The organism is Caballeronia choica (assembly GCF_001544535.1).
Taxonomy (GTDB): Bacteria; Pseudomonadota; Gammaproteobacteria; order Burkholderiales; family Burkholderiaceae; genus Caballeronia; species Caballeronia choica.
In genome coordinates, this window is the sequence record NZ_FCON02000020.1 from 89,178 (window position 1) to 95,177 (window position 6,000).

A 6,000-nucleotide genomic window follows, 5' to 3' on the forward strand; every position below is an offset into this window, starting at 1 on the left:
CATTGAATCAAGTTTTAAGTTGGCGTTTGACGAGAAAGGTGTAGAGATTTAGAGGCCTTTACATAAGCCGATGCGTGGCGTTCCCTGAGCAACGGAGTACGCAGAGTAGATGTAACGCGTTACATCGTCTTTCCCAGAAAGACGTCGAAAAACCATCGCCTTTTCGTCACCCGCTCGCTGGCCTCGTTGGTACAAAGACCTACCGCGTCGATCTTGAAACCACCCAAACAACTGAATAGCTCTTAGGTTCGACCTATCGGATCCAGAGAGACTGTGCATAAGTCCGGCGTGGTTTCAGACGATTAGTTGGATGTATCGTTCGCTATGAATTACGTATCGTGCGTTACGGTTCACATGCAAAAGGGGAAAGTCTGCGTTTCTCAACTTATTCAGGGTTTTAGTCCCATAACACCCAAAAGGCATGGAGTTATGCGTGAAACATTCATAGCTTTCGTCGCCTAACCTTTTGATAAAACAAGGATTCCTTCAACCCCTGAAACATTGACTCATGTTTCACGAAAGTCTTTCTCGCGTCAAAACGTGGACCTCGAGCGCTTCTGTCGTTAGTGTGGCGGACCCCGCATTTCCTCCACGCCACCGTCCCGGCGCTCAACGGGGAGGACGTTGACCAACCTCGAGCGCTTTCTCAAGAAAATGCCCGGAAGGCTTGTCGTGCCTAGGTCTGGGATGGTGCGTCCCCTAAAAAGTTAACTTGCGTCTTCGAAGTTTACGGCGTACATTTCGACGCAATTCGCCAAACTCTTGTCGTTAATCCACGAAATTGGCGAAAACAAATTGAATTGAATATAGCGCTTGATTTCGTCCGAAGGACAAAGGGGCCGATGATGGCTGATGCACGTCTTCGTATCGACAAACCGATTGTATCCATTGCGCCGGCGGTGAAACATGTACTACCGGGCGTTCCGCTCAGCGACCTGAGAAAGGTCGCCGACCACGCAAGCCAGATGCTCGTCAATGTGCGCGAGAGCATGCTTGCACCCCATCCCCGCAAGCGCGCGCCAGTCTTTACGACCTCGCAAGTCGCCTCGCTTTGTCGAGTCGATCGAAAAAAAGTCATTTATTCATGGGACAAGCCAGAGCTTGGACTTCCGCCCGGAACTGCGGCAAACCGCACGCGCGAATTTACGCTTGCCGAAACGCGCCAATGGATCGCGAAGCTCGGTCCGTTCACGAAGCGACCGGTGGGGGTGAGGGGGAAAAAAATCGCAATCGGTAACTTCAAGGGCGGCGTCAGTAAAACGACCACGGCCATGACGCTGGCCCAAGGATTGTCTCTTTACGGTCGACGCGTGCTGCTGATCGATCTGGATCCGCAGGCTTCTCTTACAGCCCTCACCGGCGTTTTAGCGGACAGCGAGGTGGAGGAAGAACAAACCGTCCTGCCGCTCGTGTACGGCGATCAGGAAAGCGTGAAATACGCGATTCAGCCCACTTATTGGGACGGCATCGATCTGATTTCGGCGAGTGCCGCCCTGTTCGGCGCGGAGTTCTTCCTCCCATTCAAGCAGTCGAAGGATCCCCATTTCGAATTTTGGAACGTCCTGAACAAGGGCCTCGCTCCGTGCCTCGATGAGTACGACGTCGTAATCATTGACACCCCGCCTGCCCTGTCATACATGACTATCAATGCCTTTATGGCGGCTGATGCCCTCATCGTGCCGACGCCCCCGAGCGCGCTGGACTACGCCTCGTCCACCCAGTTTTGGAATCTCTTCGCAGATTTGGCGGACAACATGAAGGGGCTGGTGCCGGAGGTCGATCACAAACGGTTCGACTTCATCCACGTGCTCCTGGCGAAGGTCGACTCCAGTCTTGCCTCGACGCACGCCGTTCGCGACTGGATCAATAGAACCTACGAGTCTTTCGTTCTTCCCGTTGAAATTCCTACCACAACGGTGACCGCGAGCGCGGCTGCGGAGTTCGGGACGGTCTACGACATTGCGAAGTACGACGGAAGCACAAGAACGTATCAGCGAGCTCGCGAAGCATACGACCGTTTCGCTGAAATGATCGATCAGGAGATCGTGGCGCTGTGGGAAGCGCAGAAGGAGTCATTGTGAGCTTTAAAGACAGATTAGCGGCAAAAACCGCATTGATCGCTCCGGTGGTCGACTCCCCTAACCCACCGCTACCGCGTGAGCCAAAGACCGCTCCAGGCGCGATGATGAAGGCCATGCCGATTCTCAAGGAGAAGCAGGCCGAAATTGACGCAATGTCAGCGGCGATGGCCGCTCTCCGGGACCAGATGGCAAACGGCACGAACGGCGCAATGGACATTGCGCTGGATCAGCTGGTGGAAGTGGCGGGGCGCAGGCGCCATATGTCACCGGAGAAGTTCGCCGAGTTGCGCGAAAACCTTCGACATAACCGACTCATCCACCCAATTGTGGTGAGGCGTCTTCCCGATGGGAAGTTCGAAATCATTTCGGGTCACCACCGAATCGACGCGTATAAGGCGCTGGGTCGGCCGATGATCCGAGCCGTAGCTGACGACGGCAGTGACGACGAGGCTAGCGATGGCGCCTTCTTCGCCAACCTTATGCAGTCTGACCTGACCGATTACGAAAAGTACCTGGGGTTCAAGGAACGCCAACGCCGCTATCCCACGATGACGCGTGCGCAGCTTGCAGAACAATCCGGCCTGTCTGAGACGGCAATCTCTTTCATTCGGTCGTTCGACAACCTTCCCGCATACGTCCTTTCGATCTGTGCCGACCGCCCTTCCCTACTCGGCGCAGGAGCAGCCTTCGCCTTGGCCAATCTCGCGAAGCAGGGCCGGTCGGATCAGGTTATCTCAGCCGTTCAGAAATTGGCTGCTGGCGAGATCGATCAGGGGCAGACAGTGAAACTCGCTTCGATCGATCCTGCCAGGCCCAAGGTGGATGCGGCCCCCGTGTCGACAAAAATCCGGCAGGGCAAGGCGGTGTACTGCGAAATGCGCCGAGCGAAGAATGTGGTGCGCCTGCAGTTCAAGTCGGAAGAGGAAGCTACTCGGGTTCATGCGGAAATCCAACGAGTGTTGGAGGCGGCATCGGGGGCTCAGAAGGGCACGAACGAGACTTCGTGAGAAAAAAACCTTTAAAATCAACGACGTTACTTTTTAACGCCAGAACGGATACCAAAATGAACTAATCGAACCTAGAAAAACAAAAGCCTCCGGCGGCAACCGAAGGCTTTTGAATTTGGGCTTGCTGTTGCTTGCCCTGCTGCACTCCCCGGACGGCAAATCCGGCGAAGCACCTCACACCCGGAGTGTAGCGGAACAAGATCGACAGTCAAGCATTTCAATCCATTTTCATAAAAATGGACCGCCTGACATGTCTATCGCGCAACGCTTAGTTGCTGGCGAGGGTGACCTGCACCCTGCGCACAACGAACCGAATGAACTCGCCGTCGATTCGGCTGCCCTCACCGCTTTCCGCTGTGACTCGACCAATCTGCCCTGGGTCATTTTCCGGGCTGCATTTCGCGCCTCTCACGTCGAACAGATTTCACCGCGCGCTCGCGCAGTCCTCTCCGCCCTTGCCCGCACCGTAGACGTTTCCCGTCCGTTTGCCGCCATCTTCGCCCGTCGTGAACTGCTTACCGGCCGCGCATTGCAATCCATGCGGACGTTCTACCGAAGCCTCGGTGATCTCGAATCCGCTGGCCTGATCGAGCGTCGTCCTCAGTCCAGATATGTCGAAGCAGGCCTGTTCGGACGTGCGTACCTGCACCTGACAGCTCACGCAGCTGCGCTCCTCGGCCTCGTAGAGCAAGCGCCCGCCCAAGTCGCGCGGCAGCCCATTTCCGCACCCCCGCCTAACTTGTCCGAGCCCCGGCATCCGTCTGCCAACTTGGCAGACGGTGCTATATATAAGGATCTAAGCCCTTCCTCATTTCAAAAGAGACAACCGGGGCAAGTGCCCTCGGATCTTCAGAGGCTGCGGTCCCTGGGTTTCATTGATTTCTTGATTTTCAAACTCATGCGCGAAGCCCGTGAACAAGGCAAGCGTCTCTCCGATGTTGTCGAAGCCACGTGGGAACATCTGAAGGCCGCCGCTACCCCGATCAACTACCTCCGTGCTCTGCTGCGCAGCCCTGTGGATTTCGGTCGCCAGCTGCGCCGTAAGATCGAAGCTCGAGCCGAAGAACGAAACCGGCTCGATCTCCTAGCCCATGCCGAGCATGTTGCACGGAACAGCGCCGGGCAAACGTTCATCGATATCAATGCTCTGCGAAAATACGTGGTCGACGCGGTCGGACAGTCGATGATGGTCTACGCCGTTGACGAGGGTGTTGGGCGACAGGCCGCAGGTTGGAAAGAGAAGTTTGCAGAGGCAATTCAACGCGGACACATTCGAATTGCCTCGCACGAGGATCTGGAGGCGTTTGCACAGAGTCGCCGAAGGCACGTGGCACTGGCATCGCAATCGGCGGGGGGAGGGTCCCAGGCAGACGGGAAGCCCGAGGTCACGCTTCAAGTCCGAGACCACATCGCGGGCTTGCGGAGCATCCTCCGCCACCACGCTCGCACATTTGCCAGGACGACGTAAACAAGCGATCCCGACGGGGCTCTAGTCACGACGGACTAGATGGTACGGAGCCTGTCGCCCCCAAGCGTCGGTTGCGAACTCCCTCAGCACTCGTGCTAGCAGCGATGTACAACAAAGGCGCTGCCGAGGGGCGATGGGATCCGACGACTGCGGCGGCCGAAGCTGGGCTGGCGTAAGACGGATTTGATGAGGGCGCTCGCAATATCGCACCTTCCTGCTGAGGTATTGCAGATATTCGAAGGCAAGACGCTCGTGTATGCCCACGGGGACGTTTTACGCAAGATACACGAAGCCCTTGGCACGGCCGAGATGGTCAACCGCGCCAAAGAGTTGTTGAACGAGCCTAAGAGGCGCACGGCGGAGCAGAACGTCGCGCATCCCATGAGCGTAAAAGAGGACCCTGGACTCAGGCTGCGGGTGCGCAAAGACCGGGGTCATCGCGTCACTCGCTTGGTTTTCGAGTCCCAGTCGAAGCAGCGCAGGCAGACGACATCATTACAGCCGGGCAGGAGCTTGCCTCGATCATTCAAATGGTGCTGTCGATACTGCGCACGCGAAAGGTAAGATGCAGCAGTTAAAATCTATATACTGAATTTGATCCATCGCCTTCACAATTTTTGAAAGTATCCCTTGCTCCCTTGAAGAAGTGGCGAACTTGTGTTCTAGAGACACCTGGATGACCTTATCCGTGCGCAAGCTGATTGGATCGCTGATTTGCAGGTCAGCAGAAGCTCTTAGAGATTATCGTGACGGCGTGCTCTACGCACCGAACGCCATGATGAAACCGGAAGACGCAATCGCCCTGCGCATTTACCTGATGCCTTCGCACCAATGCGCCGGACGACTATCGGTGGGTAGGGAGGAGGCGGGCAGCTTCGAGGGATACGCCCAGGCCGCGGACAAGCGGCCCGGGAAAACCGGCCTATCTCCGGAATGCATCGAGTTTGAAGGGGGGACAATCGCCGCGCCTGTGTGCGGTAGCGCGCTTACCCTGTCTTCTGGTAGATAGGTGAGCGGCGGGTTACGATCGGTTCACTCGACGCTGCGTGACCTAGGAGTGTGCGCGGCAGACGGAATTTGAGCCGTCGATACTGACGCCGCAGCGCCGGCATCAACGCCGGGCCCGGTTTCGCTCTCCGATGCGCGTCAAATGGTTTGCCCGAGAGCGAAATCGGACAAAGTTGCCCCCTCTTCGGGGCTTACGCGAACGTCATTTTCGCCATTCTCCTGAGGTTCAGCGCCGCACAGACGAGTTTCCACTCGGCCTGGGCCTTGGCCAGGCCGCGCATGCTGAATTGTCGAAACCCGAGAACGCTTTTTACCCAGGCATTCGGCGGTTCGGAGATCCATTTGCGTTTGCGATAGGTGCTCTGAGTTTCCAGAGAAGCGAATTTTTCTGCCATCGCGGCACACAGCGGCCGCTTGGTGGCATCGATCTTCACGT

At 56.6% G+C, this 6,000-nt stretch carries 5 protein-coding genes; 4 read left to right on the forward strand and 1 reads right to left on the reverse strand.

Going from position 1 to position 6,000, the window contains the following annotated elements; all coding sequences use genetic code 11:
- Positions 1-845: 845 nt before the first annotated feature.
- The 4 genes from AWB68_RS12130 (at position 846) to AWB68_RS12150 (ending at position 5,565) form a co-directional block, all read left to right on the forward strand.
- Positions 846-2,081 (forward strand): ParA family protein, encoded by a 1,236-nt coding sequence (locus AWB68_RS12130; RefSeq protein WP_087644603.1) that lies wholly within the window; start codon positions 846-848, stop codon positions 2,079-2,081.
- Positions 2,078-3,088 carry a ParB/RepB/Spo0J family partition protein gene (locus tag AWB68_RS12135; RefSeq protein ID WP_087644596.1) on the forward strand — a complete coding sequence of 337 codons (1,011 nt, stop codon included), beginning with the start codon at positions 2,078-2,080 and terminating at the stop codon, positions 3,086-3,088. Before AWB68_RS12130 ends, AWB68_RS12135 begins: the two co-directional genes overlap by 4 nt.
- 250 nt (positions 3,089-3,338) lie before the next feature.
- Positions 3,339-4,556: a Replication protein O gene (locus AWB68_RS12140; RefSeq protein ID WP_087644597.1), complete on the forward strand. Its 1,218-nt coding sequence runs from the start codon at positions 3,339-3,341 to the stop codon at positions 4,554-4,556.
- A 676-nt stretch (positions 4,557-5,232) separates the two neighbouring features.
- A complete protein-coding gene (locus tag AWB68_RS12150; RefSeq protein ID WP_087644599.1) occupies positions 5,233-5,565 on the forward strand; it encodes a hypothetical protein in 333 nt (110 codons plus the stop codon).
- Between the two features lie 190 nt (positions 5,566-5,755).
- Here the strand turns inward: AWB68_RS12150 and AWB68_RS12155 are convergent.
- Positions 5,756-6,000: transposase (locus AWB68_RS12155; protein WP_200828680.1), on the reverse strand; the 245-nt coding region annotated here is incomplete at its 5' end.

Coding starts and splice junctions, on each gene's coding strand:
- AWB68_RS12150 (WP_087644599.1), top strand. CDS start 5,233: ATGACCTTATCCGTGCGCAAGCTGATTGGATCGCTGATTTGCAGGTCA.
- AWB68_RS12140 (WP_087644597.1), top strand. CDS start 3,339: ATGTCTATCGCGCAACGCTTAGTTGCTGGCGAGGGTGACCTGCACCCT.
- AWB68_RS12130 (WP_087644603.1), top strand. CDS start 846: ATGGCTGATGCACGTCTTCGTATCGACAAACCGATTGTATCCATTGCG.